Source organism: Bacillus salacetis, assembly GCF_003581585.1.
Lineage (GTDB): Bacteria > Bacillota > Bacilli > Bacillales > Bacillaceae_B > Rossellomorea > Rossellomorea salacetis.
In genome coordinates this window covers 1-948 of record NZ_QXIR01000085.1, presented here as the reverse complement: position 1 = coordinate 948, position 948 = coordinate 1, and the positions used below count along the sequence as shown (strand labels likewise).

At 48.4% G+C, this 948-nt stretch carries 8 tRNA genes; all 8 read left to right on the top strand.

The window, feature by feature from the left end:
* Positions 1 to 40: 40 nt before the first annotated feature.
* Positions 41 to 116, top strand: a tRNA-Thr gene (locus D3H55_RS23705).
* A 14-nt stretch (positions 117 to 130) separates the two neighbouring features.
* Positions 131 to 206: transfer RNA gene (locus tag D3H55_RS23700), tRNA-Lys, on the top strand.
* A 30-nt stretch (positions 207 to 236) separates the two neighbouring features.
* Positions 237 to 321 (top strand) — tRNA-Leu (locus D3H55_RS23695).
* A gap of 5 nt (positions 322 to 326) precedes the next feature.
* Positions 327 to 401: transfer RNA gene (locus tag D3H55_RS23690), tRNA-Gly, on the top strand.
* Positions 402 to 414: 13 nt separating this feature from the next.
* Positions 415 to 503 (top strand) — tRNA-Leu (locus D3H55_RS23685).
* A gap of 32 nt (positions 504 to 535) precedes the next feature.
* A tRNA-Arg gene (locus tag D3H55_RS23680) sits at positions 536 to 612 on the top strand.
* An 18-nt stretch (positions 613 to 630) separates the two neighbouring features.
* Positions 631 to 707 (top strand) — tRNA-Pro (locus D3H55_RS23675).
* Positions 708 to 725: 18 nt separating this feature from the next.
* Positions 726 to 798 (top strand) — tRNA-Ala (locus D3H55_RS23670).
* Positions 799 to 948: the final 150 nt, after the last annotated feature.

Here is a 948-nt window from a genome sequence, read left to right as displayed (position 1 = left end):
TTCATTTAATCCAATTGGTTTTCGTTTAGATGAAACACTTGCCGGTGTAGCTCAACTGGTAGAGCAACTGACTTGTAATCAGTAGGTTGGGGGTTCAAGTCCTCTTGCCGGCACCACTTTTAAATTGTACGAGCCATTAGCTCAGTTGGTAGAGCATCTGACTTTTAATCAGAGGGTCGAAGGTTCGAATCCTTCATGGCTCACCATTTTCACTTTGAGTGAAAATATTCAAATATGCGGGTGTGGCGGAATTGGCAGACGCACCAGACTTAGGATCTGGCGCCGCAAGGCGTGGGGGTTCAAGTCCCTTCACCCGCACCATATTTGCGGAAGTAGTTCAGTGGTAGAACACCACCTTGCCAAGGTGGGGGTCGCGGGTTCGAATCCCGTCTTCCGCTCCAATGCAGTTTCTTTGCCGGGGTGGCGGAACTGGCAGACGCACAGGACTTAAAATCCTGCGGTAGGTGACTACCGTACCGGTTCGATTCCGGTCCTCGGCACCAGTCTTTTTCTCGGTGTAAAGTGAACTTATATTGCGCCCGTAGCTCAATTGGATAGAGCGTTTGACTACGGATCAAAAGGTTAGGGGTTCGACTCCTCTCGGGCGCGCCATTATATACCTATATATATCGGGGAGTAGCTCAGCTTGGTAGAGCACTTGGTTTGGGACCAAGGGGTCGCAGGTTCAAATCCTGTCTTCCCGACCACTTTCTAAAAATGTTCATGGGGCCTTAGCTCAGCTGGGAGAGCGCCTGCTTTGCACGCAGGAGGTCAGCGGTTCGATCCCGCTAGGCTCCACTTTCTCAGAATATACTTCTGAAAAAGAGTTGACACCTTCTAATCAGGGTGTTATGATGTTAAAGTTGCTTTTGTTGGCAACTGAAGATTGAACCTTGAAAACTGAACAAAACAAGACAAAACGTCAACGTTAATTCTAGTAAGAACTTC